This window comes from Chondromyces apiculatus DSM 436 (genome assembly GCF_000601485.1).
Taxonomy (GTDB): domain Bacteria; phylum Myxococcota_A; class Polyangia; order Polyangiales; family Polyangiaceae; genus Chondromyces; species Chondromyces apiculatus.
On sequence record NZ_ASRX01000102.1, the window covers coordinates 22,480 to 39,156 of the forward strand.

The 16,677-nt window shown below is 69.7% G+C and carries 11 protein-coding genes and 1 pseudogene; 6 read left to right on the forward strand and 6 right to left on the reverse strand.

Features of this window, described 5'->3' with window-relative positions; translation table 11 throughout:
• The first annotated feature begins 24 nt into the window (after window positions 1-24).
• The gene (locus CAP_RS39810; RefSeq protein WP_044250733.1) at window positions 25-2,700 is read left to right on the forward strand and encodes a dynamin family protein; all 2,676 of its coding nucleotides are present in this window, start codon (window positions 25-27) and stop codon (window positions 2,698-2,700) included.
• Between the two features lie 3 nt (window positions 2,701-2,703).
• On the forward strand, window positions 2,704-4,794 hold the full coding sequence (locus CAP_RS39815; RefSeq protein WP_044250735.1) for a hypothetical protein: 2,091 nt from the start codon (window positions 2,704-2,706) through the stop codon (window positions 4,792-4,794).
• A 668-nt stretch (window positions 4,795-5,462) separates the two neighbouring features.
• On the opposite strand, the gene CAP_RS39820 is transcribed toward CAP_RS39815, so the two are convergent.
• The 4 genes from CAP_RS39820 to CAP_RS55445 all read right to left on the reverse strand — a co-directional run bounded on the left by CAP_RS39820 (window position 5,463) and on the right by CAP_RS55445 (window position 9,582).
• Window positions 5,463-6,476: a metallophosphoesterase gene (locus tag CAP_RS39820; protein ID WP_044250737.1), complete on the reverse strand. Its 1,014-nt coding sequence runs from the start codon at window positions 6,474-6,476 to the stop codon at window positions 5,463-5,465.
• Window positions 6,476-7,021, reverse strand: coding sequence for a YkvA family protein (locus CAP_RS39825; protein WP_044250739.1), 546 nt, complete (start codon window positions 7,019-7,021; stop codon window positions 6,476-6,478). The genes CAP_RS39820 and CAP_RS39825 overlap by 1 nt, the downstream gene beginning before the upstream one ends.
• Before the next feature lie 66 nt (window positions 7,022-7,087).
• Window positions 7,088-8,152: a dipeptidase gene (locus tag CAP_RS39830; RefSeq protein WP_044250741.1), complete on the reverse strand. Its 1,065-nt coding sequence runs from the start codon at window positions 8,150-8,152 to the stop codon at window positions 7,088-7,090.
• A complete protein-coding gene (locus tag CAP_RS55445; protein WP_156041565.1) occupies window positions 8,152-9,582 on the reverse strand; it encodes a serine/threonine-protein kinase in 1,431 nt (476 codons plus the stop codon). Before CAP_RS55445 ends, CAP_RS39830 begins: the two co-directional genes overlap by 1 nt.
• A gap of 170 nt (window positions 9,583-9,752) precedes the next feature.
• Between CAP_RS55445 and CAP_RS46625 the strand changes: the two genes are divergently transcribed.
• The 3 genes from CAP_RS46625 to CAP_RS39845 all read left to right on the forward strand — a co-directional run bounded on the left by CAP_RS46625 (window position 9,753) and on the right by CAP_RS39845 (window position 11,736).
• A complete protein-coding gene (locus CAP_RS46625) occupies window positions 9,753-9,956 on the forward strand; it encodes an AAA family ATPase (RefSeq protein WP_052376790.1) in 204 nt (67 codons plus the stop codon).
• 132 nt (window positions 9,957-10,088) lie between these two features.
• Window positions 10,089-11,120: an AAA family ATPase gene (locus CAP_RS49355; protein WP_081865751.1), complete on the forward strand. Its 1,032-nt coding sequence runs from the start codon at window positions 10,089-10,091 to the stop codon at window positions 11,118-11,120.
• A gap of 103 nt (window positions 11,121-11,223) precedes the next feature.
• A complete protein-coding gene (locus CAP_RS39845) occupies window positions 11,224-11,736 on the forward strand; it encodes a hypothetical protein (protein ID WP_197041554.1) in 513 nt (170 codons plus the stop codon).
• A 110-nt stretch (window positions 11,737-11,846) separates the two neighbouring features.
• On the opposite strand, the gene CAP_RS39850 is transcribed toward CAP_RS39845, so the two are convergent.
• Together CAP_RS39850 and CAP_RS46635 are read right to left on the reverse strand one after the other, a co-directional pair.
• The gene (locus CAP_RS39850; protein WP_044250743.1) at window positions 11,847-14,564 is read right to left on the reverse strand and encodes a lytic transglycosylase domain-containing protein; all 2,718 of its coding nucleotides are present in this window, start codon (window positions 14,562-14,564) and stop codon (window positions 11,847-11,849) included.
• Window positions 14,565-14,903: 339 nt separating this feature from the next.
• On the reverse strand, window positions 14,904-16,058 hold the full coding sequence (locus tag CAP_RS46635; protein ID WP_156041566.1) for a type II restriction enzyme NmeDI-related protein: 1,155 nt from the start codon (window positions 16,056-16,058) through the stop codon (window positions 14,904-14,906).
• A 272-nt stretch (window positions 16,059-16,330) separates the two neighbouring features.
• On the opposite strand from CAP_RS46635, the pseudogene CAP_RS39860 reads away from it, so the two are divergent.
• Window positions 16,331-16,677, forward strand: a pseudogene (locus CAP_RS39860) (hypothetical protein); the annotation flags it as partial.

A 16,677-nucleotide genomic window follows, 5' to 3' on the forward strand; every position in this document is an offset into this window, starting at 1 on the left:
ACTTTGCGCGCGAGGTGACCTGGCATGTGGAGCCCCGAGAGCCGTAAGCAGAAGGCCGCCGAGCTGCGGACCATCGCTGACAAGATCCTCCGCTACCGCCAGCTCTGCGACAGGTTCGCGAGCTACTTCCCCCACGAGAGCGACAACGGCCGCTTGCTCCAGCAGCTTCGCGGCAAGCTGGAGGACCTGCGCGGGCGCTCCCTCGACCGCGAGAAGCGCCTCGCCAAGGGCGTGGTGAAGATCGGCGTGGTCGGCCTGGAGAAGCAGGGCAAGAGCGCCTTCCTCTCGGCCTGGCTCAAGAGCGAGAAGCTCCTCCCGAGCGAGGCCGAGCGCTGCACCTGGAGCACCACCGTCGTCGAGCCCGGCGAGGAGGGGCAGTTCTCTGCGCTCGTCACCTACTACCCCGAGAACGAGTTCAAGGCCCGCATCCAGAGCTACTTCGACGCCCTGGAGCCCGGCAGCGTGGAGCGCTGGCAGGGCCTCACCCAGGCCGAGCTCCAGCGCCTCAAGGCCGCCTTCCGCGACCGCGAAGGCTACGACGTCGACGACCCCGATCGCGCCGGCCGCAAGGAACAGGCAGCGCTCTCCGAGCTGACCGAGATCGCGGCCACCCTCGGCGAGATCAAGGCCCGCCTCAACCGGGAGCCGACCAAGATCACCGCCGCGAGCCTCGACGAGCTTGCCGAGCTGATCCGCCCCTACATCGCCCTCAAGGACACCCGGAACGGCAACCGCCCCTACCCCGGCGTACGCGCCGTCAAGCTGGTGACGGTGAGCATCCCCGTGGAGGGCGCCATGCCCGGCGTGGTGCTGATGGACCTGCCGGGCATCGACGCCCCCAGCGACAAGGCGCGCCGCGACACCGAGGAAGCCCTCACCCACGAGGTCGACGTCACCATCTTCGTGAAGGACGTGACGCGCCCCTCCCTCGTGCGCACCGAGCTCGACCTCCTCCGCACCGCGCAGTCTGCCGACCGGAGCATCTCCCTCAAGGACCGCATGTTCGTGGTCCTGACCAAGGTCGACCTCTTCGACCACCCCGACGAGAACGGCAACTGGCACTGGGCCCTCGCGGCGCGCAACTTCAAGGAGCAGGGCGTCGACCGGATCTTCCCCTACTCCAAGGTCTGGGTGCACCAGGGCGTCGACGAGGAGCACCCCGTGTCCCGCCAGGTGATGGACTTCTTCGGCGCCACCCGCCCCGTGAACGGCCTCGACCAGCTCAAGGCCGCCATCGAGCGCTACCTCTCCGGCGACGTCGAGGCGCTCGACCGCAAGGTGATGGCCCAGGTGCACACCGAGTTCTCGGAGATGGAAGTGCAGCTCCGCGGCGCCCTGGTGAGCGTGAAGGACGGCCTCAGCGACCGCGAGTTCGAGCGCCGCTCCGAGCAGACCTTCGACGAACTCTGGGAGCACGTGCAGGCCGGCGAAGACCCTGTGGGCTTGCTCCCCGAGATCCGGCAGCGCCTCAGCTCCTTCATGGATCACGAGATGAGCGAGCCCGAGCGCCTCGCCCGCGCCGCCCGCGCCGACGTGCGCATCCATCAGATCCGCGACGACCTCCTGCGCCGCCTCACCCCCGCCGAGGCCGAGGCCAAGCGCCGGCAGATGCCGAGCCCTGGCCTCATGAACGAGACCGCCGTCGAGATCGAGATGCGCAAGCAGATGCGCGAGCGCGTCGCCGCCCGCATCGCCGGCCTCGGCGAGGACTTCCGCAACACCGCCCGCGAGAGCGTCGAGAAGATGCTGCGCGAGATGTTCGTCAGCTCCGGCTACGACAGCGGCCGCCTGGAGGTGCTGCTCCCGCCTGGCAATGGTGGCCTCATCACCCGCATCGACGCCCTGGGTCGAGCCGGCCACGTCTCCGAGAGCGTGGTGCGCTACCAGAACAACGAGATGGCCAAGGCCGACGTGGCCTTCGAGGTCCTCTCCCGCTACTTCGCGCGCCAGATCGTGGACATCCTCGACGCGACCGACGCCGGCGACCGTGACCTGCGCGAGCGCGAGATGCGCGGCCTCGAGCAATTCTTCGGGATGACCATTGCCGACAAGGCCCAGGGTGTCTCCAGCTCCGCCTCGTCAGCCACCCCCGCCCAGGGCCCCGCCGCGGGCGCTCCCTCCGGCTCGACCTCCGGCAGCGCCAGCGGCATGCTGGGCCAGGTCAAGTCCAAGCTCGGCTTCGGCGACGACAAGCCCGAGGGCTCCGGGTTCGGCTTCCCCACCGGCGGCCCTGCCGTCGCCGCGCCCAAGCCTGCCGCGCCCCCCCAGCCCGCCACGCCCCCCGCGACCGCCGCGACCCCGGGCGTGTCCGCCGCGCCCCCCCTCGCGAATGCCTCGGGCCCAGCCGGCGCCACGCGCGACTGGTCGAAGATGCTGGCCCGCGTCCGCGTCGACGTGGAGCGCATCTGCAACTTCCTGGAGGCGCTCGCCAAGCACCCCCGCGGCCTGCAGAAGTACCACGAGGAGGCCGTGCGCACCGTGCACGACTCCTGGCTCGACCGCGAAGGCGAGCAATCCCTCCGGCGCTGGGTCCGCAGCGAGTGCACCCGCATCTGGCCCCACCGCTTCGCCGCGATCCAGGCCGAGCAGGAGCGGGCCCGCGCCGACATCGACGCCCTCGAAGAACTCTTCGGCGGCACCTCCCGCGCAGCCCACCTGCCTCCCTCCGCGCCGGCCACCCCCTCCACCGCGAGGACCTGACCCGTGACGACGGTCACCTCCCCGCTGTCCTCCTCCCCTTACGACCTCGCCGCGCTCGCGAGCTACGTCCGGTTCTACCTGGCCGTGAGCCAGCAGATCCTTTCCGCCTGGCGCAAGCTCAGCGAAGCGCGCAACACCATGCGCGAGGAGCTCACCCCCTTCACGCTCCCCCTCGCCCCTCTCCAGAACATGGCCCTCGTCGAGGCGGCCGAACCCCCGCCCGACGTCCAGCCCGACGCTCCGCCCGACGCCCTCCCCGGCGCCCCCCCCGGCCCCGACACCGGCGCGCCTGCCCCGGCCTCCCGCACCCCCTACGCCCCCCCCGCGCTCGCCGAGCTATGGCAGCCCGAGGACCCCGAGGCCCTCTCCGGCCTCACCGACATCTACGAAATCGTGGGCCGCTTCAGCTTCCAGGGCGTCGACAACGAGAACCTCTCCCGCGTCCAGTCCCTGGTCTCCGCCGCCCGCAACGAGATCGTCCTCCTCCGCGCCCGCCTCGTCGACCTCACCAAGCTCCCCGAGCTCTCCCTCGCCGCCGCCACCCGCCTTGGCGAGACCGAAGCGAGCGCCGCGGAAGCCGCCCAGCAAGCCAAGCTCGCCGCCTTCGGCCCCCTGGCCGACATGGTGCTCCTCCGCGCCCGTCAAACCAGCGAAGCCGTGCGCGCCGTCCACCTCCCCGACCTCGGCCACGCCGAGAGCGCCGCCGACGACTACCGCCGCTACGTCGCCAAGGTCGACCAGGTCTACCAGACCTGCCTCCCCTTCCTCCGCAAGGCCATCGAAGTCCTCTACGAGTTCGTGGGCGCCGAGATCCCTTCCGCCTGGCCCGAGCGCCTCCCCCTCGTCGCCGAGATCCCCCCCGAACTCCTCTCCCTCCCCCCCGCCGACGCCCCCGAGCTCGGCCAGGCCGAAGCCTCCCTGCGCGCCCTCGGCGAAGAGCAGCAGGCCCTCGGCCGCGCCCAGGGCGAGATCGCCGCCGTCATCGCCCGCGTCGACGCCGAGACCACCGCCGCCCTCGCCCGCGACCAGGACATCGAAGCCGAGATCCAGGTCGCCCTCCTCGCCCTCGACCACGCCATCACCGAGGAGCAAGCCGCCGGCATGGAAGGCGCCATCGCCGGCTACGAGCGTCAGAAGGCAGACCGCGTCCAGAGCGCGGGCGACGTGTGGCAGCGTCACCGCCGCACCGAGGCCTCCATCAAGGCCCTCGAAGAAGAGATCCTCTCCCGCGCCCAGGAGATCACCGAAGCCCAGGACGAGCTCGCAGCCGCCCAGAAGAGCGAGCCCGTGCTCTTCGGCAAGGACGAGTGGCGCGCCCGCGTCGCCTCCCTCGAAGCCCGCCTCACCGAGCTACGCAGCACCTACGCCCAGCGCCAGAGCATGCTGAACCAGCTCCGGATCGACCTGTCCGCCATCTCCGTCCAGGTGCAGACCGAGACCGCCCAGATGGCCCTCGTCGAGCGCACCCTCGCCGACGTGCGCGCCAAGCTCGGCGTGCATCAAGCCACCCTCTCCGAACTCGCCACCCGCCTCGGCCCGTCCCGTCCCCCCCGAGGAACCACCCCCGCCGACGCCCAGCGTCTCCTCGACACCCGCCAGCAATCCCGCCGCGACCTCGCCGAGCGCATGGAGCGCCTGCGCGGCGAAGGCCGCCGCCAGAAAGAAGAAAACGTCCGCGTCCTCGCCCGCCTCAAGCAGATCGAGCTGGAGCGCCAGCACGCCCACGCCCGCCTCCAGAGCGCCCAGGTCGCCGCGACCCAGGGCCGCGAAGCCGCCCTCCAGCGCCTCGCCACCGAGCGCCGCACCGCGGCCCAGCAGCACGTCAGCGAAGTCCTCAGCAGCCTGGAGAAGGCCCTCGGCGGCATCGAGACCAACTTCATCGCCCCTGCCCGCGCCGCCCTCCTCGCCCCTGCCGAGCAGGGCCCCCCTCCCTCCCAGGTCGTGCGCGAGCACGGCGAGAAGATCGCCCCTGTCGTCGCGTCCCTCCTTCGCGCCCTCGACCCGGAGCTTCTGGCCCAGGAAGCCGCTCTCTCCCAGGTCCAGCGCGAGTTCTGCGACATGGCGGTCGGCGCCTGCAAGGCTGCCTGGGGTTAACTCCTCTTCGAATCTGTGTGGAGGCTTCTTGGGGTCCCCCCGCCCACCTGCGCTGCCCCCACGCCACGCACACGACCCTCATCGGAGGGTTGGTTCGCGCATCGACGTCGTTCGGCATCGAGGACCTGATCGCCGTGACGGCCCTGCATACGCCCCTCATTGGAGGGTTGGTTCGCGCATCGACGTCGCTCGGCGTCGATTGCCTCGTCGTTCCAAGGTTCTAGCGCCCTTGCCGAACGAAAGTCATTCACCTGCACAGCCCATCGATCACCGCAATCGTCCGTGCAAAGCAATCCCACCCGTAATGGCCGCCATCACCCTCAACGCCCTTCTATCGCCACCCCCTTCCGCCCCCCAGCAAAGGCTTCCTGCCGTAGGGACCGCGGTGCGGAGGGAGGGGTGGTTCCGCGGAGCGGGGTGCCTGGGGGGGCCCGTGCGCTGAAGCGCCGGCCTTCAGGTCACCACCCCGCCAGGGTCTTGCCTCCCCCTCCCAGCCGAGTCGAGATTGCTACAACGGCGCGATTCGCACGGGGGGCCCCAGGCACCCCGCTCCGCGGAACCACCCCTCCCTCCGCACCGCCCCCACGCCCAGCAAGCCGCCGCGCCCCCTCCCAGGAAGCCGCGCCCCCATCACAGGAAGCCGCCCCCGCCCCGCCGCGCCCCCTCCATCAGTCCCCCTTCACCGCCTTCACCGCCTCCCCCGCAATCTCCAGCACCGCCGGCTTCCCCCCATAATAAGCCGACATCCCCACATCCACCCGCCACACCCGCCCATCACAGCCGGACGTGATCCCTTCCTTCTGCACCGTGTGCCCCACGACCATCCGCTTCGCCCCCATCCCATCGAGCGCCCGCCCTAGCACCTCGCAATCGTCGGCCCCCAGCTCCTTGCTCCCGTACCGCCGCGTCCACACCGGCCCATCCTCTGCCAGCACCGCGGCTGGCGGCGACGCACTCTGCCCCTCCAGCCACGCCGCCGTCTCCCGGTTCATCTTCCCGATCCCGTAGCGCACGTGCGTCGGCAGCACCCCTGCGTGTGCGAACACCGTATCGCCCACCATCAGGATCACCTTCCGATCCGCAATCTTCCGCGCATAGGGACCCCCGGGCAGGAACGCTGCCGCCCGCGCCCGCCCCACCTGCGGCATGCTCGCGAGCCGCGGGTTCCGCAGATCGAGCCCCCCGACCCCCTCGAAGTCCTTCATCGCCCCCTCGGTCACGTAGCGCAGATCCCCCTGCGCATTCATCAGCTCGTGGTTCCCGTTCAGCGCGTGCACCGCGCCCCCGGCTGCCCGCGCCTCGTCTGCGAGCCGCTCGAACAGCTCCAGGATTGCCCGGTCCTGATCTCCCCGATCGATCTGGTCCCCGTTCTGCACCACCGTCAGCGTCCCACCCACCCAGTGGTCCTGATCATCGATCGCCCCGGCCAGCTTCAGCGCCGCCCGCGTCGCTGCCAGGTCCCCGTGCAGATCCCCGAGCGCGATCAGCTTGGGCACTGCTGGCAGCGCGAACGCCGCCCGGTCCTCCTCCGCGCTCGACCCCTGCTGCGCCGCGGACCCGGGCGCCGCGACCGCCGCCGACGTCGCGCTTGCTGGAGACGACGCTGCCGGTGGCCGCCGATCGCTGTCACACCCCACGAGCCAGAGCCCGCACAGCGCCAGAGCGCAGCTCACCGAGCGCATCAGGACGGCAGCTTCGCGGAGAGGAACGCCGACAGCTTGATCAGGTTCTTCTCGTCGCGCGTGAAGGACGGCGCCGCATAGCTCGTCGCCCACCCCCGCACCTCTTGCAGGAACCCTGACCGCACCTCCTCGCTCCCCAGGATCTCGTCCACCGAGCGCCCGCGCGCCGCGATCTTGCCCTGCCCCTTCACGTAGTTCACGAGCCGCCCGTAGTCCTTCCCGAGCAGCTCGGACACCAGCCCTGCCTCGTTCGCGAGCCGCCCCAGGATCGGCGCCTGCCGCACCGCGTCTGGATTCGCCTCCACCGCGAGCGCCGCTGCCACCCGCAGCACGAACGCATCATCGAGGAACCCCAGGTCCTCGATCCCGTCCGGAATCAGATCCAGCGACTTGAACAGATAATTCAGCCCCACGGCCACATGGCGCCGTGCCGGCTCGGCCAGCTCGCCCACGGACAGCACCTCGCCGAGCTCCGCGGCGTCGGAGGCGAGGGCGCGCAGCCACTCCGGGAACGTATCGAGGCAGCGGTTCTGCAGATCGGTCATGGTCGAGATCCTCCGAGGGCGTGCGAGCCTAGCCGCTCCAGCGCATCCCCGTCCAGGGACGCAAGCTCAGGGCGCTGCTGCCCCCGCCTTCGCGGGCCGCCACCCCAGCACGCGCAGCGCGTTCAGCGAGAAGATCTTCAGCACATCCCCCTGTGCCATCCCCCGCTTCCGCAGCCGTGCTGCGAGGGCAGGGAAGGATGACGCATCCTCCAGCCCCACCGGCACCACGATCCCCCCATCGAAATCCGACCCGATCGCCACGTGGTCCACGCCGGCCACCCGCACCATGTGCTCTGCCTGCTTCACCACATCGTCCAGCGTCGCCTCGGCCTGACCCGTCACGAACGGCGCATGAAAATTGAGCCCCGCCACCCCCCCGCTCTTCCCGATCGCGCGCAGCTCCTCATCCGTCAGGTTCCGCGGATGCCCTGCCACCGCGCGCGCATTCGAGTGCGTCGCCACGATCGGCGCCCCGTGCGCCTCCGCGATGGGCACCAGGTCTGCGAACGCCGCATCCGACACGTGCGACACATCGATCAGCGCCCCCCGCGCATACACCCGCGCGCAGAACGCCTTCCCCAGCTCCGTCAGCCCGTGGTCCACCCGCTTCCCTGTCGCCGCCGACGCCAGCCTCGTATTGCTCGCATGTGCCGGGCTGATCAGCCGCACACCCCGATCGATGAACCTATCGATCTGCGTGATGTCATCCGCGAACGCCCCCGCCCCCTCGATGGACAGGAACGTACTGATGCGCCCCGGCACCGCCTCCGCGGCCCCGAGCGGCAGGAACACCGGATTGTCCCGCACGATGCCCTCGATCGTCGCCAGGATCGCGTCCGCATCCTCGATGAGCGGCCCCGTCTTGCGTGCCTTGTCCGGAATGTAGATCGGCAGGACGATCCCCCCGTAAGCCCCTGCCTTCAGCGTCCGCGCCGTCGCGTGCCCTTCCGGCAGCTTCGCCGCCCGCCCCTTGAAGTGCACCTGGTACGGCACGTCCACGTGCAGGTCCACCACCTGGTACGCCGGCTCCGCCTCTCCCCCTGCTCCCCCCGCCGCGAACCCCACGCACATCGTGCCCACTGCCGCGCCCATCGCCGCGACGGCAGCCAGCGCCCGCCCCCCCCGCCTCATCACCCCGCCACCAGCGCCCCGAGCAAGAACCCCAGCCCGAGGCACACCACCCCCACCACGATCACCACCCACAGCGCCACCGTCACCCCTGGCGACGCTGGCGGCGTGAGCACCTGCACCTGCGGCATCTGCCCCGGGTACCCTTGCATCCCCGGCGGCATCTGCGCGCTCACGTGCGTCGACACCGGCCCCGCCCCGCTCTGCAGCGTGATCACCGGCTGCGGCGGCATGTAGCTTGGATGCTGCGGCCCGTGCCCTGGCGCAGGTGGCGCGTAGCTCTGATGCTGCGGCGCATGGTTTGGGAACGTCGGCACGTGCGGCGCTCCGCCCCCATGCCCCCCCGCCCCCTGCATCCCCGCCCCCTGCATCCCCGCCGCATGCCCCCCTGCCCCGTGCATCCCCGCCCCATGGGTCCCTGCCGTGGGCACCACCGCGGGCACCACCGCCGTGGGTCCCACCGCTGACACCCGCCCTTGCGGCCCCTGCGCTGTCTGCGGCCCGTACATCGGGCTTGGCATCGAGTGCGTGTGTTCTCCGGGTGGCGGCGCCATGCTTGCTGGCCGCACCATCCCGAGCAGCGCCTGCGCCATCTCCTCTGCCGACTGGAACCGCTGCCCTGCGTCCTTCGCCAGCGCCCTCCGGAAGAACGGACTCCACGCGGCCAGGTGCGGCGCCACCGCCTCGATCGGCCGGTGCTCGCTCGTCAGCACCACCGTCAGCCTCCCGAACTCGTTGTCGGCCGGGAATGGCGACTGACACGTCAGCATCTCGTACAGAATGATCCCCACCGACCAGAGATCGCTCCGCAGATCCACCCCCTTCGAGTTCTTGATCTGCTCCGGGCTCATGTACCCCGGCGTCCCCAGCAGCACCCCCGTCCGCGTCTTCGCCCCCATCCCTCCAGCCGCGTCCATCACCTTCGCGATCCCGAAGTCCAGGACCTTCGCGTGCAGATTCCCGTGCGAATCCCGCACCAGGAACAGATTGTCCGGCTTCAGATCCCGGTGAACGATCTTCCGCCCGTGCGCCATCGAGAGCGCCTGCAGCACCTCCACGATCAGCGCCACCGTCTGCTGCGCCGCCATCGGCGTCCCCTGGTCCAGGTACGCGCTCAGCGCCGCCCCCTGCAGCAGCTCCATCACCAGGTACGGCGTCCCGTCCTCTGCCCGCGCCGCCTCCTGCGCCGCCGCGATGTTCGGGTGCGACAGCGACTGCATCGCCTGTGCTTCCGCGAAGAACCGCTGGAGGATCTGCTCATCCTCCATGAACTCCGGGTGCAGGATCTTGATCGCCCGCTTCCCCTCGCCGCGCAACCCATCGGCCTCGTAGACCGCCCCCATCCCCCCTTCACCGACGAGGCGCGCGAGCCTCCACCGGCTGTTGAGCACAGCCCCTACGAGCTGCTGGGCAGGGCTAGTGGGTTCCACCACGCGGCGCACTCTAGCAAAGCTCTCCGAGCCTCACGCAAGGGATCACGCCGCCTTCTCCTGTAGGCCCCGAAACGTCTGGCAAATCTCCGCGAGACCTCGCAGGCAGCCACCCCGCTGCATCATGGTGCGCCTGCGGGCCGCCAAAGGGCTGTGTTAGTTTACGCGTCGAGATGCGTATCGATGGCCTGACTGTGCGGAACTTCAAGGGTTTCGAGGAGCGCACCTTCGAGTTCCTCCCGTCCCTCGACGCGCGCGCTGGTGAGGGCTCTTTCCACGTCCTCATCGGCGAGAACGGCTCGGGCAAGACCACCGCCCTCGACGCGCTCGCCGTCGCCCTCGGGATCTGGCATGTCGCAGCGCCTCGCGGAGGCTAGCGCAACATCGACCCTGCCGAGGTCCGGCTCATCGCGCGTCAGACCGGCGACACCACGCGGTTCGACCCTGCGCCTTCCGCCGAGATCGAAGCGCGGGGCGTCATCGACCAGGAGCCCGTCACCTGGAAGCGCATGATCCGCCAGGGCGGAAAGCGAACCACGAATGCCGAGGCCAAGGACGCCCTCTCGCGCATCACCCGCCTCATCGCGACCCCCGAGGGCGACGCGCAGGACCGCACCCTCCCGGTCCTCGCCTACTACAGCGCTGGCCGCGCCTGGATCCCGGCCCGTGACAAGCACACCGAACCCGAGCTGGACATGTCCAAGCGGTCCCGGCTCGATGCTTATTACTACTGCCTCGACGGCCGCATTCGCGACCGCCAGATCAACGAATGGTTCCTCTGGGAGAAGCTCGCCGCCATGCAGAGCGGCAGCGAGCGCGCCGGCTACCGCGCCGTGAAGAATGCCGTCCTGCGCTGCCTCCCTGACGGCCGGGACATCAAGTTCGACGTCGACCGAAAAGAGATCGTCATCGTGTTCAGCGACAAGCCGATGCCATTCTACGATCTCAGCGACGGCCAGCGAGCCACGGTCTCCCTGGTCGCCGACCTGGCCATCAAGTCGGTCCAGCTCAACCCTCACCTCGGTGACGAGAGCGCCCAGCAGTCACCGGGCGTGGTCCTGATCGACGAGCTCGACCTCCACCTCCACCCTCGGTGGCAACGGCGCATCGTCGAGGACCTGCGGGGCGTCTTCCCCGCGCTTCAGTTCGTCGCCACCACCCATTCCCCCTTCATCGTCCAGACGCTCCGTACCGGCGAGCTGATCCCCCTCGACGCCCAGCCCGTCCCCACCCTCGACAACCTCGGCATCGAGGCAATTGCGCGTGGCCTCATGGGCGTCGCTCATCCCGAGGTCGCGCCCCGCTACGCGCAGATGGTCGACGCCGCCAAGGACTACCTGCTCATGCTCGAAGAAGCCGCGGCCGCGCCCGAGGACAAGTTTCGCGAGTACGTGCAGCGCCTCGCCGCTGGAATCGGCCCTTACGCCGACAACCCCGCCCGTCACGCGTGGCGCGAGCCCTCGAGAAACCGACTTCGACGACTACCAGGACGCTCGCCCCTTCCTGATCCAGCGCCTCGGCCCCTACTGCTCCTTCTGTGAGCGACGCATCCCTGCCTCGCTGGCCGTCGAGCATCTCCAGCCGAAGGCCCTCCCCCAGTACGCCTCCCTCGTTGGACGCTGGGACAACTTCCTCCCCGCCTGCGTGAACTGCAACGCCACCAAGCAGGACAAGGACGTCCAGTTCGACCGCCTATTCTTACCCGACCGCGACAACACCTCCGCCGCCTTCCACGACACGGCAGACGGCAAGGTCACCCCTGCACCGGCCCTCACGCACGCCCAGCAGCAAATCGCCTCGGACACCCTCGTCCTGGTCGGCCTCGACAAGTCCAGGACCCAGGTCACCGACGAGAACGGCACATTTGTGGCCATCGACCGCGTCGCCCAGAGAATGGAGGTCCGCGCGCTCGCCTTGTCCAGCCTCGAAGACCTCCAGACCAACACCACCGCCGCCATGCGCCGCCAGATCGTCCGCACCGCCCAGGGTCACGGCTTCTTCAGCCTCTGGATGAGCGTCTTTGCGCACGACCCAGTCATGACCCGCATGCTCATCGAGGCCTTCGAGGGCACTGCCACCGAAGGCTTCGACCCCGAGACCGGCCGGAGCCTCAGCCCTCGACCCTCCAACGGCCTCCCGCACGCTGGAAAGATCTAACCCTCTGTCTCCGCGTGCCCCTTGCTCCCTCAGCCTGCGCCCCCTGCGCCCCCTCTCTCTCCACGCCCCCTCTCTCTCCACGCCCCCTCTCTCCACGCCCTCGCCCGCGCTCAGCGCCTCGCGCTCGCCCCGGCTGTCTTCGCGAGCGGGCTCACCGCGCTTGGACTCCGCAGCGCCTCCCCTGTCATCCCCTGCGCGTACAGGTGCTCGTACGCCGCCATGCTGGTGATCACCCGCTTCGTGTAGTTCCGCGTCTCCTCGTACGGAATCCGCTCCACCCACAGATCGAAGCTCTGCTCTGGCCTCTCCTTCACCCACCGCTTCGGCGCCCCCCCGCCTGCGTTGTACCCTGGGATGGCCAGCAGCGGATTCCCCGGGAACTCCCCCCGCAGCACCGACAGGTACTTGCACCCCAGCGCGATGTTCACCTCGGGCCGCTTCAGCGCCTCCGCGTCGTACGGCAGCCCCATCTTCTTCGCCATCGACTTCGCCGTCGGCACGATGAGCTGCATCAACCCGTACGCCGCCGCCACCGACGTCGCCCGCGGATCGAACGCACTCTCCTCCCGCATGATCGCGTACGCCAGCGCCTCCGGAATCCCTGCCCGCCCCGCCTCTGCCGTCACCATCGCCGCGAACGGCCGCGGAAACGCCAGCTCCCATGCCGACCGCCACGCCCCTGCCGGATAGTGGTCCAGCCACTCCCCGATCTCCGTCCGCCCCGGCCTCGGCCCGATCATCGCCGACCGCAGAATCCCGTGCGCATCCACCGGCGCCCCTGTCGCTGCCAGCAGGTACGCCGACGCCCACAGCACCTCCGGCGTTGCCGTCCGCGCCCCGAGCCCCAGCAAATCCAGCTCCCCCCGCGCAAGCTTCACCTCCCCCTGCTGCGACAGCGCCACGGCCCGCGCGAACGCCGCCTCCCCGAACGCCGGACTCCGCGGCACCAGCGACGGCCCTGGATCGTGCTCATCGCGCGCCCGCGTCTCCTCCACCGCCACCTTCGCCGCCGCCGCATCCAGATCGTGCAGCCGCGCATATGCCAGCGCCATGTAGAACGTCAGCGGATACTCCCGGATCACCTCCGTGTAGAGCGCCACCGCCCCTGCCTTGTCCCCTGCCTCCCCCCGCGCCCGCGCCAGGTAATACGGCAGCCTCCCCGCCGTCTGATACGCCCTCTCCCGCGGAAACCGCTCATGTGCCTTCCGCAGCGGCACCACCGCGGCCCCCCACTCCCCCTTCTCCATGTGGGACAGCGAAAGCTCGAACAGCCCATCCGCCGCCATATCGCCTTCCGGATAATCATCTGGCAGCCGCAGCATCATCTGCGCGAACGTCGCATCATCCCCGCTGTCCTTCGCCGCCCGCGCCGCGTGGTAGCGCGCATCGTCTGCCAGCCGGTGCCGCGGATAATCCCGCTCCAGCATCGCGAACCTCCGGATCGCCTCCGGCTGATTCCCCCCCCGCATCGCCGCCCGCCCTGCCCGATACAGCACCTCCGGCTGCACCGCCTGCCCTGAGCAGCGCGCCACGGCCACCCCGTACGCCTCTGACGACTCCGACTTCCGCTTCAGCAAATCCAGCGCCTGCGCCTGGATCTCCGCCGCCGCACACGCCACCTCGATCTGCACCGTCGTGAGCGCCGCCGGCATCGCGCCCGCCCCCTGCCCTGAGCCCCCCGCCGTCGCCGTCGCCGTCCCCTGCGCCGTCGCCGTCCCCTGCGCCGTCGCCGCTCCCTGCGCCGCCGCCCCCTGCGCCGCCGCTCCCTGCGCCTTCCCCTGCAGCTCATTCGACGTCGGCAGCGCCTCGATCCGCGCCTGCGCCGGCAGCATCTTCTCCAGCGTCTCCGCCACTGCCAGCGCTTCCCGCCCCCTGCGTGCCCCCACCAGCGCCCGCCCCCGCGTCGCCATCGCCTCCAGCCCTGGATGCTCCAGCGCCCCCCGCCGCGCCGACGGCAGCGTCATCAACGCCTGCTTCTCCAGCTCCTTCGCCTCCCCGGCCCCGGCCCCCCCGGGCGCCTCATCGAGCACCCGCCGCACCACCCGTGCTGCCTCCTCCGCGTGCGCCTCACTTGGCCGCGCCAGCAGCGCCTTCGCGAACTTCAGCGACGTCTGCACCCACCCTGCTGGCCGCGGCGACCGCGCCAGGTGTGCCCGCCACGTCGCCGCTGCCTTCTCCATCTCCCCCTTCTGCGCCAGCGCCCCCGCCACCGTCGCCTCCAGATCCTTCTCCACCGCCAGCCCTGGAGGAATCAGCGCCGCCTCTGCCAGCGCCCCATCCGCATCTCCCGCCCGCCCCAGCAGCGTCGCCGCCTCGTAGTGCGCATAGCTCGCCAGCACCCCTTGCGGTGCTGCCCCCGCCGCCCCCTGGTAAGCCTTCACGGCCCCCAGCGGATCTCCCCCCATCTCCCGCAGCCTCCCGAGCTGATACAACCACGCCTGACGCTCTGCCGCCCCCGCCCCGAGCGCCTCCACCAGCCCTCCCATCTCCTTCGCCGCCTCTACGAACGCCCCCCGCTCCACTGCCGCCCGCACCTGCACCAGCCGCGCATCTTCCAGCACTGCCTTCGTGCGCGTCGGATCGAACGCCGGCGCCTCCCCTCCTGCCCCTGGCACGATCGCCTCAGGCACCGCGGTCAGCGCAAACGCCGGCGCCGTCGGCATGAACCCCGCTGCCGTCTCCGCCGGCGCCGCTGCCCCGCTCCCCTCCGAAGACGTCGACCCCGACCTCGACGCCCCTGGCGCGAGAAGCTGATGGGCGCACCCCACCCCGACCAGGGCGACCATCCCCAGGACAGCGGTACGGGAGCGTGCGTTCAGGCGGATCATGCGGCGAAGGATACCCCGGATTCGTGTGAGCTCTATCTTTCCCAACCACAAACGCCCCACCCCCCACCTTCATGCCCAGGAACCCGACCACCTCGCTCCCCGGCGGCAGGCCACGGGTGGGGAAGGTCACCCTGCTGAAGCGGGAAAGCCACGCGCGCCCGCAGGAACATCGAGGCTGCAAGTGTCGCGCGCCACCAGCGTGTTGCATCGCCCTGCGCCCGCCACCCACGGCCGGGTTGCTCTCGGACCGGCCACCCTCGCGCTGCTGCCCCTCCCCGGCCCAGCAGCAGCGGACCAGATCCTCGTCTTCTCGCTACCTCGCGGATGGGCCGCTTGCCCTCAACCTCCCTGCTCGCCCTTGAAGTATTCCGCCATCTTTTCGAGGAAGCTTGCTTGGAGCGACGAGATGACCTGAAGCTCCCGAAGGCCCTCGACGGTCTTGCACAGCTTGTCGAACGAGAGGAACCCACACACGCCGGGGAGCGGCTTGGCGCTCAGGGAAAAGGTCGGCCGCAAGATCTGCTGTCGCACCTTCTCCCGGCGACTCTCGGCCGCGACCAGGTAGAGCTTGATGTCGAGGTTCGGCTGGAGGGCCAGCAGGTCTGACATTCGAAGCAGCCCTGAATAAATCGACGTGGTGCATTCGACCTCGAATGCCGCCACGATGCTGTGGCTCTTGAGCCACAGCACATCCACCAGTTGAATGGTGTCGGTCGTCACCTCGTTGAAGTGGTCAGGGAGCTTCTGCACCATGCGCCGCATGTCGCCCAGCTTCGTCCCTTTCCACGTGCGCGACCGATCATTGCGCGCCACCCACACGTCCAGACCCAGCTCTGCGCCCAGCGAAAGCAACGTCCACTGAATTTCCGTGTGCCGCGTGACCGCCTTGCTCTCGTTATCTTCTTCGGATTGCGAGGCCAGTTCTTCCCGGAGCGGCTCCTCGGGCCCGGGAACGGTGACCTCCACTTCCACCTTGCGATCCCCTTCACGGCGCTCGACGGCGTAGTACCGGAGTTTTCGCTTGTACTTCCAGGCCGCGACAGGACGAGAGACGGGATCATCCTGCGCTTTTTTCATCAACCTCAGCAGGAGCGCGCCATCCTTGTCGAGCCTGAATCGATTGGGAGAACGGCGCAAAAAGCCCTTGAATTGTCCCTTCACGGAAGCGTCGGGATAGAAGTCCACGCGTCCCTCGAGATCATCGAGAGCCACACCATGCTCGACCTTGAGCAGGATCTGCGGACGAACCTTGAGGCGCAGCGGGAACTCGTCATCCAGCCAGATCTGCGCTTTGCTCTTGGTGGGACCCATGGCTTCGAGCACCGCAACCCACCGCGAGACGCTGGTGATATATCCGAGGATGATATCGCCAGGCTTGATCTGATTGAAGGCAGCCTCGTTCTGGGCGCCTTTGCGGAACCCGAGCACCGTGGCGCCAGCCTCCTGAAATTCCTCGTAGGTGGTTCCATTGAAACTTGCCAGCCAATAGGTCAAGGCCCTGTCTCCGTCCGCTTGGCGCGTGATGTCGTGAGATATCGATCTGGCTTCGCGTTCCCAGCCCGCGCCCGACGTCCAGCTTGGGGGACCCTGGCACCCCGCACGACCCAGCGTGCGTCGAGGAGAGCTGGGTAGGTGGTGTTACGCACCCTGTCTTCGGGTCGAGGCATTTGAAGCCGCGCAGAGGATATTCAAGACGGGTGGGCGACGTCGATACCCTGGATGCCCGTTCACCGGACGTGCGCACCTGTTCTTGTGCGTCCACCCCCGTGAGCGCGTTCGACCTCTCGGCCGGCATCTCTCCCCTTTCTGGAGACGCCCCCAACCTCTCCTCGCGCGCCCCCAACCTCTCCTCGCGCGCCCCCAACCTCTCCTCGCGCGCCCCCAACCTCTCCTCGCGCGCCCTCAACCTCTCCTCGCGCGCCCCCAACCTCTCCTCGCGCGCCCCCAACCTCTCCTCGCGCGCCCCCAACCTCTCCTCGCGCGCCCCCAACCTCTCCTCGCGCGCCCCCAACCGCTTCTCCCCCCTCCCCAAACTCTGCCCTCCACCCTTCCTGCCCTCTTCCACCCTCCCAGCCTCCCCCTACCTCCTCCCCACGATCCCCCCCTTCTCACC

What these genes read in the sequence shown, in the direction of transcription:
- CAP_RS39825 (WP_044250739.1), bottom strand. Translation starts at nt 7,021, where the DNA reads ATGACCGATCTGCAGAACCGCTGCCTCGATACGTTCCCGGAGTGGCTG.
- CAP_RS39810 (WP_044250733.1), top strand. Translation starts at nt 25, where the DNA reads ATGTGGAGCCCCGAGAGCCGTAAGCAGAAGGCCGCCGAGCTGCGGACC.
- CAP_RS49355 (WP_081865751.1), top strand. Translation starts at nt 10,089, where the DNA reads ATGATCCGCCAGGGCGGAAAGCGAACCACGAATGCCGAGGCCAAGGAC.
- CAP_RS39830 (WP_044250741.1), bottom strand. Translation starts at nt 8,152, where the DNA reads ATGAGGCGGGGGGGGCGGGCGCTGGCTGCCGTCGCGGCGATGGGCGCG.
- CAP_RS39850 (WP_044250743.1), bottom strand. Translation starts at nt 14,564, where the DNA reads ATGATCCGCCTGAACGCACGCTCCCGTACCGCTGTCCTGGGGATGGTC.
- CAP_RS39820 (WP_044250737.1), bottom strand. Translation starts at nt 6,476, where the DNA reads ATGCGCTCGGTGAGCTGCGCTCTGGCGCTGTGCGGGCTCTGGCTCGTG.
- CAP_RS46625 (WP_052376790.1), top strand. Translation starts at nt 9,753, where the DNA reads ATGCGTATCGATGGCCTGACTGTGCGGAACTTCAAGGGTTTCGAGGAG.